Here is a 20,650-nt window from a genome sequence, read left to right as displayed (position 1 = left end):
GAGTTGGCGGACTAGATTGGCTCGTGTTAAAAAATAGGTAAATAAATACTACCAACCTCTTGTTATTTGCTAGTATTGGCCTCTTTTTTTTGTAAATAGTCACTTTATGTACGTCAAACGGACTTAACGCTACTTTTAGAGCTATAAAATAATAAGGAGCGCACCTGAAATGAAGTCTCAGCAAGATCCTGGCCGATCTAAATCCCGCCATCACGAATATTCTCTTATTCTGCCCGTCATCGCGTTAGTTATCCTCAGCTCATGGGGAAATACCAGCAACTTTACCGCCATCATTGTTATCAATCTTATTGCCCTAGTGGCCATTCTTAGCAGCGCTTTCAGCGTGGTTCGCCATGCCGACGTTCTGGCTCACCGTTTGGGTGAACCCTATGGTTCCTTGATTCTCAGTCTGTCCGTTGTGGTACTGGAAGTCAGCTTAATCTCCGCAATAATGGCTACTGGGGATGCGGCACCCGCGCTGATGCGAGACACTCTATATTCTATTATTATGATTGTCGTGGGTGGGCTGGTTGGTATATCGCTACTGCTAGGTGGCCGTAAATTCGCCACCCAACACGTCAATCTGGTCGGTATCAAGCAGTACCTGATGGCGATCTTTCCTCTGGCTATCATTGTATTGGTACTGCCCGCGACTTTTCCAGGTGGTAACTTCAGCGTGGCGCAATCACTGGTTGCCGCATTAATTTCCGCTGCGATGTACGGCGTGTTTCTGGTAATTCAAACCAAAACACACCAAAGCCTGTTTGTGTATGAACACGAAGATGAAGGTGATGATCCTACCGATCCTCACCACGGTAAACCCTCTTCCCACAGCAGTCTATGGCATACATTTTGGTTATTGGTGCATTTGATGGCTGTTATTGCCGTGACCAAATTTGACGCGAATCCGTTGGAAAGTCTGCTCACTGAGCTGAATGCTCCCGCCAAATTTACTGGTTTTCTTATCGCTTTGCTGATTCTGTCACCTGAAGGTTTGGGGGCATTAAAAGCGGTATTGGCCAATCAGGTACAGCGCGCCATGAACCTGTTCTTCGGCTCAGTGCTGGCAACAATCTCTCTCACAGTACCTGCGGTGACGCTGATTGCGGTATTAACCGGGCAGGAATTGACCTTTGGCCTGGAAGCCCCACACATGGTCGTGATGGTCAGCGTATTGGTGTTGTGTCAGGTTTCATTCTCCAGTGGCAGAACCAATGTCCTGAATGGCACCGCTCATCTGGCATTATTTGCCGCCTACATGATGACTATTATGCTGTAGTTTCAGATCCGTTTGGATAGACAAGGGCAAGCATAGCGCTTGCCCTTTTGGCATTAATTTACCGACAGAACATTACCGCATCAGGAATATGCGTTTAACGTCCGCTGACACAACGCCGAGCGAACACAATCTTGTTTATCAAAACGGATAATTCCTATCATCTCATCCTCAGAGAAACGTTCCATCGCATCGCTCAGACCCGATTTGACGCCACGAGGTAAATCACACTGGGTAATATCGCCATTAACGATTACCGTTACGTTCTCTCCTAGGCGAGTCAGAAACATTTTCATTTGGCTGGCCGTCACGTTCTGTGCTTCATCCAGGATGACCACTGCATTTTCAAACGTCCGTCCACGCATATAAGCAAAAGGAGCAATTTCCACTTTGCCAATTTCCGGTCGCAAACAATATTGCATAAATGATGATCCCAAACGGCGCAGTAGAATGTCATAGACCGGGCGGAAATAAGGTGCAAATTTCTCAGAGATATCACCGGGTAAAAAACCCAGATCTTCATCTGCCTGCAAAACTGGCCGGGTAACAATAATCCGATCAATTTCTTTGTGAATTAATGCTTCCGCTGCTTTCGCGGCACTGATATAGGTTTTGCCGCAACCCGCCTCGCCAGTGGCGAAAATAAGTTGCTTACTGGCTATCGCTTCCAGGTAATGACTCTGAGCTTCAGTTCGCGCCACAATAGCAGAAGTATCACGACTATCCCGCGCCATCCCAATGGATTCAACACCGCCCATTTGAACTAACGATGTCACATTTTCTTCCTCACGTTGACGATGGCTACGTGAATCACGTCTTATCACACGTTTCGCTTCACGACGAGCTTTGATCACTGCTTTTTGTCTTCCCATAATGGCACCTTACAGTTTGTTTCACCTACCGCAGCAGTGACTGCCTGCGCGATTATGTTTCACATACGGATTAGGTTTTTGGCTTCCTTCGTAGCCAATAATAGCCAATGAAAAATGCATATAACGCAAACAACTCCATCCCTTTAGGGATGTGTTGAATACACTAACGCAGGGGAGAAACATCCGGGATAAACATAAAATATCAGAGGGAGAAGTTAGATTTTGAACCAATAATTGAGAGACGGTGAGTCGACCCTCGTTACAACGAGTTTGGGGGTGAAATAAGTGCTCTTGCCTTAATAGCCCTAACCAGGACTTTACCATTAGCGATCCTCGCAGTGATAAATAACAGCCTAAGCTGTACACCGTGTGAAAATTACCGCCAGATGATTACAGTATAATGACACTCTTGCATTTCGCGTGCTGCAAAGATAAAAAAAGATAATTTATTTCCATGCTCACTTTTTTATTTAACCATCTCTGGATTATCGTATTAAGCACTGCTATTGAATCCAGATAATGTTTAAATCATAAACCCTCTCTCCCTCCATAATAAAGTATCCGTCCCCACACAACCTAGAAAACAGCGAAGCGCGGCTTTCACCTACACTAAATAAGCTCGATGTGGATTTGAAGATCCGGTCAACACCACTTTGGTGGTTGAGGTTAATGACAAAGTGCTCGCTGCGGTGAAAACCGGCAGAGATCGCAGGATCGCGGTTTGTCAGCAGTCTGACCACTTCAGTGGCTCTTTGTTGTTAACGTTATCCTTGGATAACCATAGGGCGACTATCTGGTTAACTGTTGGCTATTCTGTATTGATGATCGCGAACCTCTCGATATCCCTATTTGGCCTATTAACCACGATAGTCTGCCTGAGTTGCCCTGCATATTTAAAACCCGATCCTTTGCAGACCTCTGAGATATCCACAATGAATATTATTATGCAGAACCGAGTATCAGCGGTATTCCTGCCGTAACGCCGAAGCGGTATAGCCAAAGGTACTTTTGAAACGGTGACTGAAATGGCTGGCTGAACTGAAACCGCAAACCAGCGCAATATCGATCAACGGTAATGTTCCATAGCGCAGTAGCGACTGCGCCTTTTCCAGACGTAATTTCATCACATATTGATGAGGAGCCAGACCGGTGCTCTGTTTAAACATACGGGCGAAATGAAATTCGCTTAACTGTGCCTGCGCGGCCAAATCGGATAGTAGCAAAGGTTCCGAAAGTTGACTGTCTATATAGTCTTTCACCCGATTCAATACACTGGGTGCCAAGCCGCCAGTGACCTGCGGCAATGCCCATTGTAACTGCGTATAATGGCGCAACATATGAGTTAGCAATAAGGTACTGGCACTGCTCAAGGTCAATTGATTGGCACGATCCTGCCAGTCACAACTCAGTAAAAACTGTCGATATAGCAGCGTGATTTGTTTATCATCGGCAAATACCCGCTCATCAACTTGTAGCGAGGTCGGGCTGCGATCCCAGATTTTTTCGGCCAGTTCGTGCAAATGATCATCAGTACAATACAGATGCACAAATGAGAGATCGGTGCGCACATCCCAACTGGAATAACTGTCTTTTGGCATGATACAAAACCGATCAGGTCCACCACCGTTTTTCCATCCTCCCGCCGTTTTGTGGTAACACTCATAACCATCGGCTACGTATAAACTCAGGGTATGATGATCAGGATTATCCAGTGTCACGCAATCCCTACTGTTCGTCCAGGCCGCCAGTTGAATGCCCGACCCTAACCGCACCGAGTTTTGTAACTGTGCCTTATGGCCTCTCAGGGTATCGAAAGCCTGATAATTAGCGGATTTCACCGGGGCGACTCCTTATAAAACTGAAATAACAGTGTACTCAGTTGACCAAGATCAAACCAGATATTCACGATTATCCCAACCAATAAATGCGCAAGATTATGCAAGTGCTGGCAAAAAGCTGAAAGCGCGAATATTGCTGGCAAGTCATACTGCATTCATCATGTTATAAACGAGAATAGCGATGAATGCCTTGCTTTATACTGCCGTCGTCTTGATTTGGGGCACCACCTGGATCGCCATTACCCTGCAACAAGGTGGAGTGCCGGTCATCCAATCCATTTTTTACCGATTTCTCATTGCCACTAGCACCATGTGGGTTATTTTGCTAGTAAGCCGCCGTCTGCGGCGAATTAAATTGCAGGATCACTTATTCTGTATTGTGCAGGGAATGTGCGTATTCGGTTTTAATTTCTATTGTTTTTATCAGGCAGCAGCTTATATCAGTAGTGGGCTGGAATCGGTTATTTTCTCTATGGCGGTACTGTTTAATGCCATAAATGGCCTGATATTCTTCCGCCAACGTCTGAATCCCAACTTTATTCCGGCCAGTATGCTGGGTTTAACTGGCATTGTAGCGTTATTCTGGCACGATCTTACAGCGGCACAATTGGAGCCAGCATTGCTCAAAGGTATTGGCCTGAGCCTGCTGGGCACTTATGGATTTTCGCTGGGAAATATGATCAGTAGCCGTCATCAGCGCCACGGTTTAGATGTGCTCTCAACCAATACTTACGCCATGGGTTATGGAACGCTAATTATGGGCATCATTGCCTGGACACAGTACGATAGTTTTAGTCTGGATTGGTCAACCCATTATCTCGTGGCATTGTTTTATCTGGCTATTTTCGGCTCAGCTATTGCTTTTGCGCTCTATTTCAGTCTGGTTGGGCGTATCGGTGCCAATGCCGCGGCATATAGCACGTTATTATTCCCTCTCGTGGCACTGAGTCTATCGACATTTTACGAAGGCTATCAATGGCATGGTAATGCCGTATTAGGTTTGGTGTTCATTCTGTTAGGGAATTTGGTGATGTTTTCACGCCCTGGCATAATAATCCGCGTCTGGCGTACCCGACGAGCCTAATACCCTGGGTTTAAGCATCCAGTGCAAATAATCGCGTGTGACACCACATTTATCGCCTGTCATGAATAAAGCCGATCGCGCATTGCCCGATCGGCTTGCCATCAATACGACGTTGTGGCTTTCTTCATTTCCCCTTCGGGAACTGGCTTTTTCATACTGTCTTTATTCATCATCTCTTTTTTGTGCATTTCGTCCTTCTTCATCATTTCTTTTTTATGCACACCATCTTTTGTCATCATGTCATTTTTATGCATTTCGTCCTTTTTCATCATTTCCTGTTTGTGCATATCATCCTTTTTCATCATTTCCTTTTTATGCATTTCATCCTGCTTCATGCTCATATCTTTAACCGGAGCACTACTCATGGCATCTTCTGCATGGGCGATACCCATGCCCAATGCCATACAACTACAAAACAACACAACAATATGTTTTTTCATGGAATGATCCTTTTAGAACGGAGTGAAAAGAGGCATAGGAAAAAAGGCTAACGGCCGTCAAATTCGTTGTCACCCTAGTTTTCCCAAAAGCCTCCGAGGTCAGTATTGGTGACGATAATTGACTGAATATATATAGGTTTTTTGTACCCAATGGGATTGGTATACATAATCTTATCGGGATAACCGTATTCGGCGGGTAATATCTTGCCGTCATAGGCTAAAGTCAGTTGGGTTTGCGGATACAATCCTAAGAGCAGCAAGGTAATAAGCACCAGCACGGTTAATACATAAAGGAAAATCAGTACTAATATTGTGTAAAAACCAAGTTATATGACTTATCGTGCTACTGATACTTTAATTAGAATAGATTAACTATAGTTCAGCTCGATTAATTATTATCGTCGTTGATAAATTATTTTATCAGTAAACTCTCCGTTCTTAGTCAAATTTATTCTATGGTTTTTTGGCATTATTATGCTACTGATAACATTTGCTCCACAGATATAATTATACGGGAATCATTTAAGTCATACCGATGAATAAACTGAAAAAGTATTATCTATGCTGGCATTGAAGTGCGGGAAAATGTTATTTGACCCATAAGGTGATTGCCCCACTCGAACCGAGTAGGGCGCAAAGACTTATTTTTGCTTAGGCGTAACAAATAGACCGTACATGCAGGCGCCAAAAATAAGCGCAATTAACCCCAGGGTGATATAATCGGCTGCTGAGTGCATCTAGCCTCTCCTCTGACAATCGATATATTAACTGATGATATTCGCCCGATGGGGAAACGCGCCCCATCAGGATCCGTGGCATAATAACCTGATAATCGCATTTATAATGTTGATATAGATTAAAAAATCAGATTAACAAACCTAAATAGTAGATAAATCCAAGATGAAAACGAGGAAACGCAGTTTTCCTTTTATTTCAGCGTCTTTATCTGGGATTTTCTGGTTCAAACCACGCGGCCAGTTGCAGCAGGTCATTCTCCTGTAAGGTACCGGCGTTGTAACGCAATTCCAGCCACGACTGTAACCAACCGTATTTAGCCTCGGCCAAATCGCGCCGCGAGTTGAATAACTGCTGTTCTGCCAACAAGACATCCAAGTTGATACGCTCCCCACCCAAGACGCTACGACTGGTGGCAATCAAGACTTTTTGGGCAGAAGCTACCGCCATTTGCCAGGCTCGAATTTTAGCTGCACCACTGCGGCTCAAGTTGAATTGACGCTTTAGTTCCGCCAGAACTTGCCGGGTTTCCTGATCTAATTCCGCCTGCGACTGCTGGTAATAGGCTGTCGCCTGACGCGTTGCGCTGGATACGCTACCACCAGCATAAATTGGCACGTTCAACTGCAAGCCAATGCTCTGCGTATCATATTTCTGATTGTAATTTTGTTCGGATTCCGAACGGGAATGACGGGATGAAGCAACCAGTTGTAAGGTTGGCAAATGTCCACTGCGACTGTTTTCTATCTCGTCGTGCTTGGCATCCAGATTATCCCGCTGGCCGGCAAGGCGGGCATTATACCGAATGGCAAGTTCCCGCCACTGCGCCAATGTACGGCCATCGTCGAGATTCTGCGGCAGGCTTTCCAGCGTTAATGGGCGTAATTCAGCCAGATTTACCGGTCGGCCAATAATGTTTTCCAGATCGGTCAACTGGCTGTCCAGCGTATCTTGCTGCTCAATCAGTTGCACCTGCGTCAAGGTATAGCGAGCTTCGGTTTCATCAATATCGGTTTGCGTTCCCTCACCCGCCGTCAGTAAACGGCGATTCAATTGGATCTGTTCCTGATAAGCACGGAGCTGTGCTGCCAATAAAGTCTGTTTTTCCTGAGCCAGTAAGGCATTGCTGTAGGCCCGATACAATCTGACCATCAGTTCCTGGCTTTTATCCCGGTAACGCTGGTCAGCAAACAATTTTCTGGCTATACCCTGGCGATAACGGGCATAGGCACCGTAATCAATCAGCGGCTGACGCAAAGACAAGACCGAAACGTAGCTATCATAGTCCCGCCTAACCTGATTACTGCTACGGTTGTCGGCCTGGCTGACCGTCGAGTCATTGCTGTTTACGCCATAAGTATATTGCACCGTCGGTAACAAACCGGACAATCCCAGAGAGGCTTCCTCCTGACCGGCATCCCGTTCATAGCCTGCGGCGCGATATTGCGGATCGTTGCGTACCGCTAACTCCCAAGCGTCCAATAATCCTAATGCATTGCTGCACAGCGGCAGCAGTAACAAGGTGAGAAAAATAACGCATAACTTTAAGGGCATCCTGCGATCCTTACTCTTCCGTTAATGCCATATGTAGGCGATCCATCAAGGGTTTAAACAAATAATTCATCAGTGTCCGTTCTCCGGTACGAACAAACCCCTGAACTGGCATACCGGGTTTGACGTCCAGGCCATCGAGCTTCTGCCGCCCGGTTTCACTAACTTCCACTCGCATACTGTAGTAAGGTTCTTCGGTGCGCTCATCCAGCAAGCGATCGGCTGAGAGCAGTTTCACGGTGCCTTCTACTTTAGGCGTCGTACTTTGATTAAACGCGGTGAATTGCAGTTCAACCAGTAAACCCGTTTGGATTTTATCCACCATAGCTACTGGCACCCGTGCATCAACAAACAGCGGTTGATTATCCGGTACGATTTCCATTAATGACTGCCCAGCAGCAATCACACCACCTTCGGTAAAGACTTTCATTTCCACCACGGTACCGGCGACCGGCGAACGCATTTGCACGTTGGCTAAATCAAAATCAGCACTTTCCAATTGGCTAATTACCGAGGTTAACGTGGACTGTAACTCGGCCAACTGAGTATTGACCTCTTTCTGATATTCTTGCTGACGTTGACTGATACGAAAATTCTGTTGCTGAATTTCCCGCTCGGCACGGGTGATTTCGCCGCTAAGCTGAGCTATTTCGCCATTAAGTTCGGCATACCGTTGTCGGGTTTCCAGCATTTTGTTGCGCGGTACATAATTCTCTTCCGTTAGAGATTGCAAACCGGCTAATTGTTGGGAAAGTGCCTGTTTTTGCAGATTTTTACTGCTGAGAACCCGCCGTTGCGCATTCATCGTGGCCTGTAATCCGGCAATGTTGGCGCGCAAGCCATCCATTTCCAACTGCAACGCCTGTTGACGGCTATTCAGTAATTGCTGTTGCAACGCCAGAATATCGGCCATACCAGGTTGTTGCCTGGCCAGTTCTAGATGTGGTGTATTGAGCAACTGCGTTTCACCCTTTTGCTCGGCCAACAGCCGCGCTTCATTAGCCAGTAATTGATGATATTGCGCAGTCAACCCATCGCTGGCAGAGCGGGCTCTTACTGCGTTCAACGTCAACAACACTTCTCCCGCTTCAACCCGATCGCCATCGTGGACACGAATACGTTCAACGATGCCACCTTCTGGATGTTGAATGGCTTTACGATTGCCCGAAACGACCACCGTACCGGTCACCGGTACGCCTTTATCCAGCGGAGCCAGTAGCGCCCACAGCATAAAGCTACCGAATCCAGCCAATACCAAACCCCATCCCCAGTACAACGCCCTGTTTTCGCTACACTGTACTTCTTGCAAAAATGCCTGCTGCGTTTGATTTTGTGGTTTGGACATATCAGTTGATTCTCTTTTATCGTCGTTCAACCTTGGATTTCTACGGTTTGCGGTTCAGGTTTCAACGCAGATTGATTGGCTGCGCTCATCTGTTGCAGTTCAGTCATCACCTCCCTGACACTGCCAAAGCGCTGTTGCGATCCCTGATTGAGGATCAATAACTTATGCGCCCGAGCAGTCAATGCTGGCCGGTGAGTAATCAACACAATGGTACAGCCGCGTTGTTGTAGAGCCTCCAACGCCATCAACAACGCACGATCCCCTTCCATATCCAAGCTGGCATTCGGTTCATCTAATACCAGCAGGCAAGGATCGCCATAGACTGCTCTGGCTAGCGCCACTCGCTGGCGTTGCCCGCCAGATAGCCCGGCCCCCCCTTCACCCAGCAGCGTATCGTAGCCCTGAGGCAATGAAAGAATTAGCTCATGCACACCCGCCAATTTAGCGGCAGCCACCGTTTTTTCAGCATCAGGATGAGCAAAGCGAGCAATATTTTCTGCCAGCGTACCGCTGAATAACTGGATATCCTGCGGGAGATAGCCGACATAAGCACCGAATACGTCCTTATCTAGCTGATTCATATCGGCACCATCCAGACGAATCGTTCCCTGACTCGGCGTCTGTACCGCCACTAACAAACGTGCCAAGGTAGATTTTCCAGACCCCGATGCACCAAGTATCCCCAGGGTTTCACCAGCACGTAAAGTAAAGTGAATATTATACAACCGCGGCGGCTGGGCGGTATCAGGGCGGAAACTGAGATGGTCAACACTGAGATTACCCGTGGGTACAGGCAAAATCATGGCCTCATCACGGTGGGCGTGACTTTGCAATAGCAAATGCAGGCGATGCCAGGCCTGACGCGCGGCAACCCACTGTTTCCATACACCAATCAGTTGATCAATAGGACTCAGCACACGGCCAACCAAAATCGAACCGGCGATCATCATCCCGGCGGTAATTTCGCCCTTGACCGCCAGCAATGCGCCCAGCCCCAACATCAGCGATTGCAGAATAATGCGCGAACTTTTTGAAAGTGCATTTATTGCCGCCGAACGTTCACTAGCCAGATTTTGTAGTCGGATAAACCCATAATGCTGAGACAGCCAGCGATGACGCATATTCCCCAACATCCCCATGGCTTCAATGACTTCGGCATTGCGCAAATGCGTATTGGCTTGATGGGTGGCCTGCATTGACAATTTATTGGCTTCGGCCAAAGGACGACGCGTAACCCGCTGGTTTAGCCAGGTGAGAATAATTAAAAATATCGCTCCCCCCAGTGCCAGCATGCCCAACCACGGATGCAGTAGAAAAACCACACAGAGAAACAGCGGAAACCAAGGCGCATCAAAAAATGCAAACAAAGCATTACCGGTAACGAACTGACGTAACAAAGTCAAATCCGTTAATGCCTGACCCGCTTTGGAGTCGCTATCGCGCAGATTGCGTTCAAAAGCCGCGTTGAACACTCGTTGATTCAGACGCAAATCAAGTCGGGTACCGAGGCGGATGACAACCAGGCTGCGAACCCATTCCAACGCCCCCATAAAAAGGCACAATCCCACCATTAATAATGTCAGCATCAACAATGTCATTTCATTACCTGATGCTAAAACCCGATCGTAAACCTGTAACATATACAGTGAAGGTGCCAACATCAGAATATTGATGATGGCACTGAAAATACCGACACCGTAGAAACTTTGGCGACAGGCACCAAGCGCTTCCCATAACCGGTCATCATTGCGAATTGGATGAGGATCCATATCTTTCCTTTAACGGCTTTCTGGCAAGCCTAAGATCGCTTTTTGACTTCACGCCCGGTTCTAACAAATACAGGGGAAATCACGGGAATACGTCGGTCAGAAATCACTCCTGTACTCGACGTAGCACAATGACACCCGCATCATCAGGCAATGTATTCTCATAGCCATTTTGCGCCCGCTCAAAAAACGCCACTGCGCTACCGGTTTCATCCGTCAACATAATGCCATCCGGTGTCGGTCGCCATCCTTGTGGCGCACTCCCCAATAACTGAGACAGACAATCCGTATCGCCGCTGGCATGCCAAATCAGATCGGGGGTAATGGGCGTATTTTTCAGTTCTATATCACAGATTTTTGCCCCGGAAACATTAAGTTGCAGTTGCCACTGACCACTTAAATCACCAACTTTGGGTAATACCAGGCTGCTGGCCATAATTTCTCCCGAACTCATTAAGGTTAATACTACCAATATGGCACCGAATAATTGCCGATAGGATTGAAGGAATGACTGCTTCACCGTAAAAACTCCTGTGTTAACGGCGTCTAAATAGGCTCTGGTACCGACGGCTGATCATTGCTGTCATCAAACAGTCAGTGACGGTCGATCAGAAAGGAATGGACACAATTTATAGATAAATCGGAGAAATAATCAGATTATCCGTTATAAACCAAGCTATCCCATTACCACAAATAAACATCACTTTTTTCTCGTATTATTTCACTTACCGCATGATAAAAATGTCGAGTTTTATACTCTAGTGCGAGTGATAAACAAAGGCTGATCGAATTAATCAGCCAGTGGCGGTATTTAATCGAATACCATCAAACAATAAAATCTGTTGCCTGCATCGGTTGCCCGACAATTTTAACCAAGAAGTCGGGGAATGCCTGACCACCGTTAACATTTAATACCAAATCGCTGATATTGGTTTGCGCATCGTAGGTGAGTAAGGCTTCACCCGCTGAACCGGTAAAGTGATCGACAAAGTGAATACCTTTATTGCCCGAGTTAAATATGGATAAATCGATTTTATCGATACCGCTTTCAAAATCCATTATCCAGTCAGGACTGGCAGGTGTAGAATCCATGGCTTCCCCATAGACAAAAATATCACTGCCGCTACCGCCCCAAAGTTTATCCGCACCACCGCAGCCAAACAGAACGTCGTTACCCGCCGCACCATGTAATTCATTAGCAATATCGTTACCAACTAATACATCATTACCGGAACCACCAATAGCATTTTCAATAGTTACGCCAGCGGCAATGGAAACGTTGCCTTTCAGGCCACCGACATCAGAGAAAGATTGCTCATACAGATTAATACGCTGGTTATTACTGTAACCAGAGAAGTCGAATGTATCATTACCATCGGCATCCCAAACAGAAAATATCAGTGCCTTACTGCTGTTTATCGCCGTGTAATAATCGCGTTCGGTATTGGAGTTAAAACCGTAAATGGTGTCGCCAGTACGCGTAGTCATATTGGCCCCGTACAAATGCTGGATGGCACTAATATCATCTAGCAATGGTGCTGAGGCATAATGCCCTTTGTTATCCCCACCGGTATTTTTTTCACTCCAATAGCTCATAATACTGAACTGACGGGTATCTTCCGCATAGGTGACATCTTTATAAGACGGATCACCCTGCCCGGCATTGTAATTACCCGGATGGCTCAATCCTAATGCATGTCCAATCTCATGGGTAAACGTCTGACGACCATATTCCATCACATCAGGATTACGAATATTATCGACGTTGTAGTTATACCAAGTTGAACCCGATGGGCTGCCACTGCCCGGTAAGTACGCATAAGCCTGTGAATCGGCAGGTTTGCCGTTCCATGACAGCGTATAGTTACCAAATGTGATATTGGCACTTTGGCTCGAGGTAATTTCTGTGAAAGCAATATTGGCCGCATCTGCCCAAGATTGTAATGACAACTTGGCCACTTCAATTTGTGCAGGGTTAAACTTAACAAACCCCTTGTCGCCACTCGGTATTCTGCTGACCTGATCCAGGAATGAATAAGTTAATTTGACCGGTTGGTCAAACACATTTTTCCCATTCCAGGTTTGGTTGGTGCGGGTAATTTGTAACCCCGCCTCTTCAGGTGTGTAAGAAGGCTTACCTTGAATGATTAAACCATCGCCACGCGCATGATAGTTCAAAAACTCAATCACCGTGTCATAGCCACTACGTGCTATAGCAGAATCAAACTGAACATCAGCTTTATTACTACTTGCTTTCATAGATAAAGTTCCCAATAGTTTGGCTTAATTGCCATTTAACCGAATGTAGCCAATGAAATAATTAAGAAATAAATTAAACACACAGGCATCCAGCTGCCACAACGTGTGTGACAGTATTACAGAACATGGAAAAGCAGATAATGAATAACTAACTAAATAATCACATGAAAGTAATTATAGCTTCTAACTATAGAATGCAAGAATAATTGAAATTATTTTTACAATCTCACATGTTAATTAAAAAAACAAATTAAAACATAAAGTTAAAATACACTTTCAGTTGAATAATTATACAAAATATCAATTCAATATAAATTATTAACATATTGAAGAGTTGGCATTTGGCATTAATCCTAGTAAGGTTATTACTGTTTTTTACAAGAATACTCATTCAGCACATCAGTTTAAAGAAAGTGAACATTATGAAATAAGAATATAATTAAAAAACATACCCGTTTTCGATATGAGTTGAAATACAGCAGCTAGGTATCTTTATCCATTCTTATTTTGGACTGACACAAAGATCAAAACATCTGATCGCTCACTCTTCTTACCATAAATACCCATATAAATAATAGTGTCATTGTTTAATCTTCTTAACGCCAATTAAGACGGATTGGAATGAGTTACGCTATTACACTAAAATACCAACTGAGAATCATTATCATCAAGATAAACCTAGCACTCCGCTAAATAAGGTACCCATATGAAAAGACTGTTCCATCAACTTTATCAACACCTAAGAAATCGCCCCCCAAAATCCGGCGCAAGTGGCTGCGTAACAAAGTCTGAATTACAATACTGCCAGCCCTGTGAATACTCTCTCAATCTCGATGCAATCCGTTTTAGTCAAGAAGGTTTGCCAGAATGTATTGAAACTGCCCCCCCGAAACCGATTATCAGATAGTTCACCAGACAATAACTGACGCTAGATTAGATTATCTACTGACCTGGCAGGTTATAAGTCTGGCTGGTGTCATGGCCAACATAACCAATGTGGAAGTCATCACTACCAGTGACCAATCATTTTCCACCATAAGCCACCAATAATCAGCCAGACAGGAATGATCACCAAACTTAGCAAGAAACCCACTTTCCACCAGGTACTCAATGGTACATAGTTGCACCCAAACAATATGGGTGCTGGCCCACCAGAATAATGCGTCGTCGCCATATACAGGTTACTGAAAACACCAAATACCAGAACACTTAGCATCGGCGGCGCACCAGCTGAAATAGCAATAGAAACGAATACGGCATACATGGCACTAATATGGGCTATCGCACTCGCCATAAAATAATGAATATAGTAGTAGGCCAATAGTAGTATTCCCAACATGGGAATCCAGTTCATACCATCCACCCATGAGACAGCTATCTCTCCCAACCACTTTATCAAGCCTAATTTATTTAATTGACTCGCCATAGTCAGTAGTACTGAGAACCAAATCATGGCATGCCAGGCTTCCTTTTCGGCAACGACGTCATCCCAGGTTAGCGTTCCGGTCAAGAGTAAGGCGGTGAGTCCGATAAAGGCGGTCAAAGTAGCATCTATATTAAACGTTGCGCCGCAAACCCACAGCACGATCAAACAAATAAACACACCGAGAACAACCCACTCATGACGGCTCATCGAACCCATTTCTTTCAATTTTTTATCAGCAATCGCTCTCATTTCCGGCGTCTTCTTTAATACCGGCGGATAAAAGCGATAAAGCAATAACGGGATAATAGCCAATGAAATAATCCCTGGAACGCTAGCAGCCAGCGCCCAACTTCCCCAGGTTATTGTCATTCCCATCTCGCTGGCTAATTTGGCTATCATGGGATTTCCAGCCATCGAGGTTAAAAACATGGCACAAGTGATGGCATTGCATTGAAATACGCACTGCATGAGAAAGGCACCAATTTGCCGTTCTGTTCCCTTTTCTGGGGTTGAACCATAGGCTTCCGAAATGGAGCGAAAAATAGGCGTAACAATACCGCCACATCGGGCTGACGTAGACGGCATTGCCGGTGCAAAAATCAGGTCTGTCAGTATCAATCCGTACGCCAATCCCAATGAGCTATGACCAAATTTACGGATAAAAAAATACCCCACTCTCCGGCCAAACCCCGTTTTAATAAAGCCTCGAGAAATAAAAAATGCACAAGCAATCATCCAAATAATCGGCTCACTAAATCCAGCCAGAATTTCTTTTATTCCAACCAGCCCTGCTGCCACAGAAACAGTCAAACTGAATATTGCCATTGCTCCTAAAGGGTAAGGAGAGATAATTAATCCAATGACTGTACTTGCAAATATAGCCATTAATCCCCACGCTTTAGGATCTACGGCATCCGGTGTTGGATAAAGCCAAATAGATATACCAATAAGTAAAATTAAATTTATTTTCCCTAAGCGTCCTTTCGTAAATGTCATTATTGCTCCAAAAAAATTATGTGGTTTATTTTATAGGCTCACTGATAACATTGAGTTACGGGGCTTTACTATAAAATCCCATTACACCATCAGGCAGACAGTCATTCTATTTTAATGAATAACATCGATATTAAGCCTACTTTAGTAGGCTCAGACTGCTGACAAACCGCGATCCTGCGATCTCTGGTGGGGAAGACCGGTAGAAGAGTCAAGCATCCACGCCACGGATGGCGCGGAACGAGCCGACAAGGACGTATTCACGGCGTCTTGACGATCTGCTGGTTTTCACCGCAGCGAGCACTTTGTCATTAACCTCAGCCTACTTTAGTCAGCTTTTCTTTCTCGCCAGATTTCAGCTAGACGTTACTCAACAAAAAAATTTATTTCTGACTTTTATTTCTGACTATAGATACTCCCCTTGATATGATACCGATTAGAAGATCAAAGTATGGAAAGGTGACGCTATCATTTTTTCGATCTGGATTGATTTCTTTTATTCTGTTGACCGCACTGAGAAAAATCCGCCATATAAGATAAAAAACTCTTCATAAACAAAACCATGTGATACCCATCTATTATTTATTGAAAGCCACACACGCCACTCCAATAACACTTCAACCCAATAATTATCACACCTAATTTATTTAATAAATTATTATCTCAACAAAGGTAATGGGAAGTAATCAAATTAAGAAAGCCAGATGAGAATAAGAAAAAATGACTATCGGAACCCAACCATCCATTATTTTTCACAATAAATAACATCTCAAATAACTGATAAGGAATAATCAGATTTTTAGTCTCCTCGGCCTATTTAGTAAGTAAAATAACCCCCAATACCACATCCCATATGATATAGTGAAAAAAATTTGTTGCTGTTATTAACGAGTGGATTTGATTACCTACGGAGGCAAGCCAACTATAAGTTGTCCCCCTTCCTCTCTGCCCTCAGATAACATTATCAGATGTTGAGTCACAGCAAATCGTTCTTAATTACACTAATGTAATAGATTGAGCTAATTAATAAAATAGCCTTCAGTCGCAGACCTAATTGCATATTGGCTATTCTTGGAGCATGGCATGGATGTTGTAAAACCCACACACAGACAGAAAGTGCCACTACGGCTCAGCACCTCAGTCACTCTGATGGTATCTATCGTCATAATTTCGGTTTTATTAGCGGTACATACACTATTTTTTATACAAATCAGCCATGTCGCACAAGATAATCTAAAGGAGAAATCCTTTGCTGTTGCTCGAACCCTGGCATTGTCTCCTATAGTCATTAATGGGTTAAACCATCAGTCCGACAGAAACCAAATTCAGGCGTTCGCTGACAGTGTCAGTAAGAGTAATGAATTACTGTTTATTGTTGTAACCGATATGCAGGGTATTCGCTATTCCCACCCTAATCCAATGATGATCGGCCAGCATTTTGTCGGAGACGATCTACAACCAGCTTTAATCGGTGAGGAAAACAGTGCAATTAATCGTGGAACATTAGTTCCTGCCCTGCGTGTTTTTACGCCGATTTTTAATGCACAGCACCAGCAGATTGGTGTAGTGGCGGTGGGTGTATCACTGATCAACATTCAGTCGGTGATTCATGAAAATCTCTGGAGCGTTCCCTGGACGATTATATTCGGGATTCTGGTCGGTACTCTCGGCACCTGGTTTCTGGTAAAAGCCTTAAAGAAAATCATGTTTGGCTTTGAGCCCTATGAAATAACCAATCTATTTGAACAGCGGGATGCGATGTTGCAATCTATTAAGGAAGGGGTTATTGCTGTCGATACCCACTGCCGCATCACACTGGTCAATCATGAAGCTAAACGATTATTTAAGCAGAATGGTCCGCTGGCGAATTTATTATTGGACAATACCAGCAAATATTGGCCAAACAGGTTAAATCTACAGCAGGTTTTGGATACAGGGACAGCTCGGCGCGACGAAGAAATTAATTTTAACGGTAGCATATTATTAGCAAATACCGTTCCGGTGGTAGTGAATGGCGATATTATTGGTGCCATTGCTACCTTTCGCGATAAAACTGAAATTAGCCATTTGATGCAACGGTTAACCGGCATGGCCAATTATGCCGATGCCCTGCGGACTCAAACCCACGAGTTTATGAATAAACTTCATGTCATTCTCGGCCTGCTACATATGAAACATTATACGCAGTTGGAAGACTATATCCTTAAAACTGCCGACAATCATCAGGAAGAGATAGGTTCATTGCTGTTTAAAATAAAGTCGCCAGTGATTGCGGGTTTCTTATTAGCAAAAATTAATCGGGCACGGGATCTTGGCATTACCCTATTGATCAGTGAAGACAGTCGATTACCTGATACTCAAGATGAACAAACAACCATAAGCTTAATTACTGTGCTCGGAAATCTGATTGAAAATGCGCTGGATGCGATGCAGGACATGCCGCAAAAAGAAATTAATATCAGTTTTTACCACACAGGTGAGGTATTACATTGTGAAGTCAGTGATAACGGACCAGGTATTACCACTGAGCAGCAAGACAAAATTTTACACGAAGGATTCTCAACCAAAGGCAGTGGGCGCGGAATTGGTTTGACGCTGGTTCAACGCAGTCTTGAGGCTGTGGCTGGTACACTAGAGTTTGAATCTGAGGCGGGTATCCACACTCAATTTTTCATTAAAATTCCTTATAAAACCAGTGCGGTAAATCATGATTAATGTGTTGATAGTAGACGACGACGCCATGGTGGCTGAGCTGAATAAATGTTATTTAAGTCAGGTTAACGGCTTTTTCTGCTGTGGTGTGGTGTCTTCATTACAGGAAGCCCGCGAGCAATTGATGCATTCCGTGACACCCATTCATTTGGTTTTACTCGATGTTTTTATGCGGAAAGACAACGGACTGGACTTGCTACCGACGCTGCGTGAATTTAGCGAACACACCAATGTCATCGTTATTTCCTCCGCCAGTGATGTCAATACCATTAAGAAGGCTTTGCAGTACGGTGTGGTTGATTACCTGATCAAACCTTTCCAGTTCTCTCGTTTCGAAGAGGCACTCTCGGTCTATCGGCACCAGCATCGCCTACTGGAGAAGCGCGATAACTACGCCCAAGCGGATATTGATAAACTGTTACGCCGCGATAGTCGTAATAATGGTGAGCGCAAAAAATTGCCAAAAGGTTTGACCAGTCAGACGCTACGCACCGTCTGTGAATGGATTGTGGCAAATCAAAGTAGTGAATTTTCAACTGAACAACTGGCAACGGCGATTGGCGTCTCCAGGGTATCTTGTCGTAAGTATCTGATTTTTCTTTCTGAGACTGCCGTGCTCAGTATTCATGTACTCTATGGTGCTACTGGTCGTCCAGTTTATCTCTACCGTCTGCTTCCCGACCAGCTCAGAGCATTACAACAATACTGCGAATAAGAATACTCGGATAAACAGCACTGCGGATAATATTATGAAGGTCTAACAAGCTCCCCCTCACCAAACATCTGCGGCAAGGTGAGCCTGTTAGAAACGCTTTAAATAATCCAGCCCAACAATAACGTCGCGCCGATAACCGTAGATGCTCCGCCAATCCGCGTCGCTATTTGCGCAAATGGCATCAAAGACATTCGATTAGATGCCGATAAAATAGCGACATCACCGGTACCACCAAGGCCGCTATGGCAACTGGTCACAATAGCGGCTTCTATTGGATACATATTCAGGTAAGGGGCGATAAAGAAGCTAATAGTTGCCATAGATAATACAACAGCGCCACATACAACGACATAACCGATAGAAAATACGGCAACAACGCTTTCCAACGGAACAAAAAGCATACCCAAACCGATCATTAACGGCCAAACCAACGTGGTAGAGACAAACTTATAGCAACTGTGTGCCCCCAACTCCATTTTGGCCGGAATGACCTGGCAGTATTTACACAGCACAGCAATCAGGATCATTAATACCGGACCGGGAATATGCACCAGCTTTTCAAATAACCCGCCAACAATAAAGAAGGCGCAAATCATCAGCAAACCGCCACCCATCAGTTGAAAATCGGCTTGTTGTGGCCCTTCCTGCGAGGTAAATAATGCATTGTCTTCGGCTTTACGGATCAGCATACCGTCGCCATTTATGTCTTTGCGGTGAGAGCCTATTCGAGCCAGTACCCCCGCGCAAATAATTGCAAAAATATTACCGACCACCGCAGCTGGCGCTAACTGTGCCACATAAATATCTGGGGACTCACCCAAAATGGCTGAATAGGCGAGTGATAACGGTAGAATACCCTCACCGATGCCACCACCAATAATCGGGACAATAATAAAGAAAAAAGTATGGTAGAAACTATAACCAAAAAGCTTCCCGACCAACAGGCCTGAAGCAACCGCCGCAACAGTCCCCACGACCAGAGGAATAAACATTCTCATCATCCCCTGAATCAACACTACTCTATTCATACCCAAAATACTGCCAACCACCAAACAGGCGATGACAAAATAGAGCAGGTTGGCTTCTTTCATCAGCAAATGAACGGTATCTAATGTATTAGTCTGAAATACACCGAAGTAAACCAAGACTGAAGGCACCATCAAACACAATATTGCCGGGCCACCAATATCTTTTAACAATGGAATACTGCGCCCGATATGTGACAAAACAAAGCCCAGCGTCATAATAACTGCCAGACCGCCGATCATATTTTTAGGTAATAGACCAGAATAGGAGGAGATAACGACAATTGCAGCAATAGCGAGAAAAAGGACTAAGGGTACTGCGTTAACATTTTTATCATAAATACCACTGAAAATTTTCATGGGCCACGTTTTGACACCATCACTTTCAGCAGAATCACGGTTAGAAAAAATTACATCCTGATTTATTTTTTTCATTTTTAACCTGCTATTATTAGAATATTCTGACGAGATTAAAATAGAGCAACAACTCTTTTATTATCGATTAATAACAGCCAATAAATAAACCATCCAGCAGTTGAAGAAAAGTGTCATTGGTGTTGGCTTACAAGTAAACTAACATTTAAAAAAAATGAATAGAACAACCATCAGAAAA

General features: G+C 44.6%; 14 protein-coding genes. 4 read left to right on the top strand and 10 right to left on the bottom strand.

The features are described from left to right. The first annotated feature begins 169 nt into the window (after positions 1 to 169). Positions 170 to 1,279 carry a sodium-potassium/proton antiporter ChaA gene (chaA, locus tag DJ39_RS10125; protein ID WP_004720603.1) on the top strand — a complete coding sequence of 370 codons (1,110 nt, stop codon included), beginning with the start codon at positions 170 to 172 and terminating at the stop codon, positions 1,277 to 1,279. Between the two features lie 80 nt (positions 1,280 to 1,359). Here chaA and phoH read toward each other — a convergent pair whose 3' ends face one another. Both phoH and DJ39_RS10115 read right to left on the bottom strand, forming a co-directional pair. Next, complete coding sequence (gene phoH, locus DJ39_RS10120; protein ID WP_004720601.1) at positions 1,360 to 2,148, bottom strand: phosphate starvation-inducible protein PhoH; 789 nt, start codon at positions 2,146 to 2,148, stop codon at positions 1,360 to 1,362. 959 nt (positions 2,149 to 3,107) lie between these two features. Continuing rightward, a complete protein-coding gene (locus tag DJ39_RS10115; protein WP_004720600.1) occupies positions 3,108 to 3,986 on the bottom strand; it encodes a helix-turn-helix domain-containing protein in 879 nt (292 codons plus the stop codon). A gap of 181 nt (positions 3,987 to 4,167) precedes the next feature. On the opposite strand from DJ39_RS10115, the gene DJ39_RS10110 reads away from it, so the two are divergent. Beyond that, on the top strand, positions 4,168 to 5,070 hold the full coding sequence (locus DJ39_RS10110; RefSeq protein WP_004720598.1) for a DMT family transporter: 903 nt from the start codon (positions 4,168 to 4,170) through the stop codon (positions 5,068 to 5,070). Positions 5,071 to 5,171: 101 nt separating this feature from the next. On the opposite strand, the gene DJ39_RS10105 is transcribed toward DJ39_RS10110, so the two are convergent. From DJ39_RS10105 to DJ39_RS10075, 7 genes are all read right to left on the bottom strand, one after another. Then, complete coding sequence (locus tag DJ39_RS10105; protein WP_004720597.1) at positions 5,172 to 5,510, bottom strand: hypothetical protein; 339 nt, start codon at positions 5,508 to 5,510, stop codon at positions 5,172 to 5,174. Positions 5,511 to 6,452: 942 nt separating this feature from the next. Continuing rightward, complete coding sequence (locus DJ39_RS10100) at positions 6,453 to 7,799, bottom strand: TolC family outer membrane protein (protein ID WP_004720593.1); 1,347 nt, start codon at positions 7,797 to 7,799, stop codon at positions 6,453 to 6,455. 10 nt (positions 7,800 to 7,809) lie between these two features. Further along, a complete protein-coding gene (locus DJ39_RS10095; RefSeq protein WP_004720590.1) occupies positions 7,810 to 9,141 on the bottom strand; it encodes an HlyD family type I secretion periplasmic adaptor subunit in 1,332 nt (443 codons plus the stop codon). Positions 9,142 to 9,167: 26 nt separating this feature from the next. Continuing rightward, positions 9,168 to 10,910 (bottom strand): type I secretion system permease/ATPase, encoded by a 1,743-nt coding sequence (locus DJ39_RS10090; protein ID WP_004720589.1) that lies wholly within the window; start codon positions 10,908 to 10,910, stop codon positions 9,168 to 9,170. A 103-nt stretch (positions 10,911 to 11,013) separates the two neighbouring features. After that, positions 11,014 to 11,427 carry a protease inhibitor Inh/omp19 family protein gene (locus tag DJ39_RS10085; RefSeq protein ID WP_004720586.1) on the bottom strand — a complete coding sequence of 138 codons (414 nt, stop codon included), beginning with the start codon at positions 11,425 to 11,427 and terminating at the stop codon, positions 11,014 to 11,016. 305 nt (positions 11,428 to 11,732) lie between these two features. Next, entirely contained in the window at positions 11,733 to 13,166 is a 1,434-nt protein-coding gene (locus DJ39_RS10080; RefSeq protein ID WP_004720585.1) for a serralysin family metalloprotease, read from the bottom strand. 1,009 nt (positions 13,167 to 14,175) lie between these two features. Continuing rightward, positions 14,176 to 15,588, bottom strand: a complete 1,413-nt coding sequence (locus tag DJ39_RS10075) for an anion permease (protein ID WP_004720582.1) — start codon at positions 15,586 to 15,588, stop codon at positions 14,176 to 14,178. 1,080 nt (positions 15,589 to 16,668) lie between these two features. Here DJ39_RS10075 and DJ39_RS10070 point away from each other — a divergent pair. Together DJ39_RS10070 and dcuR are read left to right on the top strand one after the other, a co-directional pair. Continuing rightward, entirely contained in the window at positions 16,669 to 18,300 is a 1,632-nt protein-coding gene (locus DJ39_RS10070; protein ID WP_038242279.1) for a sensor histidine kinase, read from the top strand. Beyond that, complete coding sequence (dcuR, locus tag DJ39_RS10065) at positions 18,293 to 19,012, top strand: two-component system response regulator DcuR (protein WP_038242277.1); 720 nt, start codon at positions 18,293 to 18,295, stop codon at positions 19,010 to 19,012. The genes DJ39_RS10070 and dcuR overlap by 8 nt, the downstream gene beginning before the upstream one ends. A gap of 98 nt (positions 19,013 to 19,110) precedes the next feature. On the opposite strand, the gene DJ39_RS10060 is transcribed toward dcuR, so the two are convergent. Then, complete coding sequence (locus tag DJ39_RS10060; RefSeq protein ID WP_234055439.1) at positions 19,111 to 20,397, bottom strand: 2-hydroxycarboxylate transporter family protein; 1,287 nt, start codon at positions 20,395 to 20,397, stop codon at positions 19,111 to 19,113. Positions 20,398 to 20,650 lie beyond the last annotated feature (253 nt).

The organism is Yersinia ruckeri ATCC 29473 (assembly GCF_000754815.1).
Lineage (GTDB): Bacteria > Pseudomonadota > Gammaproteobacteria > Enterobacterales > Enterobacteriaceae > Yersinia > Yersinia ruckeri.
Note: the sequence above shows the minus strand (reverse complement) of the source record. Positions and strands in the feature narration are given on the sequence as shown.

Excerpts from the sequence above, each read along its gene's own strand:
- phoH (WP_004720601.1), bottom strand. The coding sequence starts at position 2,148 with ATGGGAAGACAAAAAGCAGTGATCAAAGCTCGTCGTGAAGCGAAACGT.
- DJ39_RS10105 (WP_004720597.1), bottom strand. The coding sequence starts at position 5,510 with ATGAAAAAACATATTGTTGTGTTGTTTTGTAGTTGTATGGCATTGGGC.
- DJ39_RS10075 (WP_004720582.1), bottom strand. The coding sequence starts at position 15,588 with ATGACATTTACGAAAGGACGCTTAGGGAAAATAAATTTAATTTTACTT.
- DJ39_RS10060 (WP_234055439.1), bottom strand. The coding sequence starts at position 20,397 with ATGAAAATTTTCAGTGGTATTTATGATAAAAATGTTAACGCAGTACCC.
- DJ39_RS10100 (WP_004720593.1), bottom strand. The coding sequence starts at position 7,799 with ATGCCCTTAAAGTTATGCGTTATTTTTCTCACCTTGTTACTGCTGCCG.
- dcuR (WP_038242277.1), top strand. The coding sequence starts at position 18,293 with ATGATTAATGTGTTGATAGTAGACGACGACGCCATGGTGGCTGAGCTG.
- DJ39_RS10110 (WP_004720598.1), top strand. The coding sequence starts at position 4,168 with ATGAATGCCTTGCTTTATACTGCCGTCGTCTTGATTTGGGGCACCACC.
- DJ39_RS10070 (WP_038242279.1), top strand. The coding sequence starts at position 16,669 with ATGGATGTTGTAAAACCCACACACAGACAGAAAGTGCCACTACGGCTC.
- DJ39_RS10080 (WP_004720585.1), bottom strand. The coding sequence starts at position 13,166 with ATGAAAGCAAGTAGTAATAAAGCTGATGTTCAGTTTGATTCTGCTATA.
- DJ39_RS10095 (WP_004720590.1), bottom strand. The coding sequence starts at position 9,141 with ATGTCCAAACCACAAAATCAAACGCAGCAGGCATTTTTGCAAGAAGTA.
- DJ39_RS10090 (WP_004720589.1), bottom strand. The coding sequence starts at position 10,910 with ATGGATCCTCATCCAATTCGCAATGATGACCGGTTATGGGAAGCGCTT.
- chaA (WP_004720603.1), top strand. The coding sequence starts at position 170 with ATGAAGTCTCAGCAAGATCCTGGCCGATCTAAATCCCGCCATCACGAA.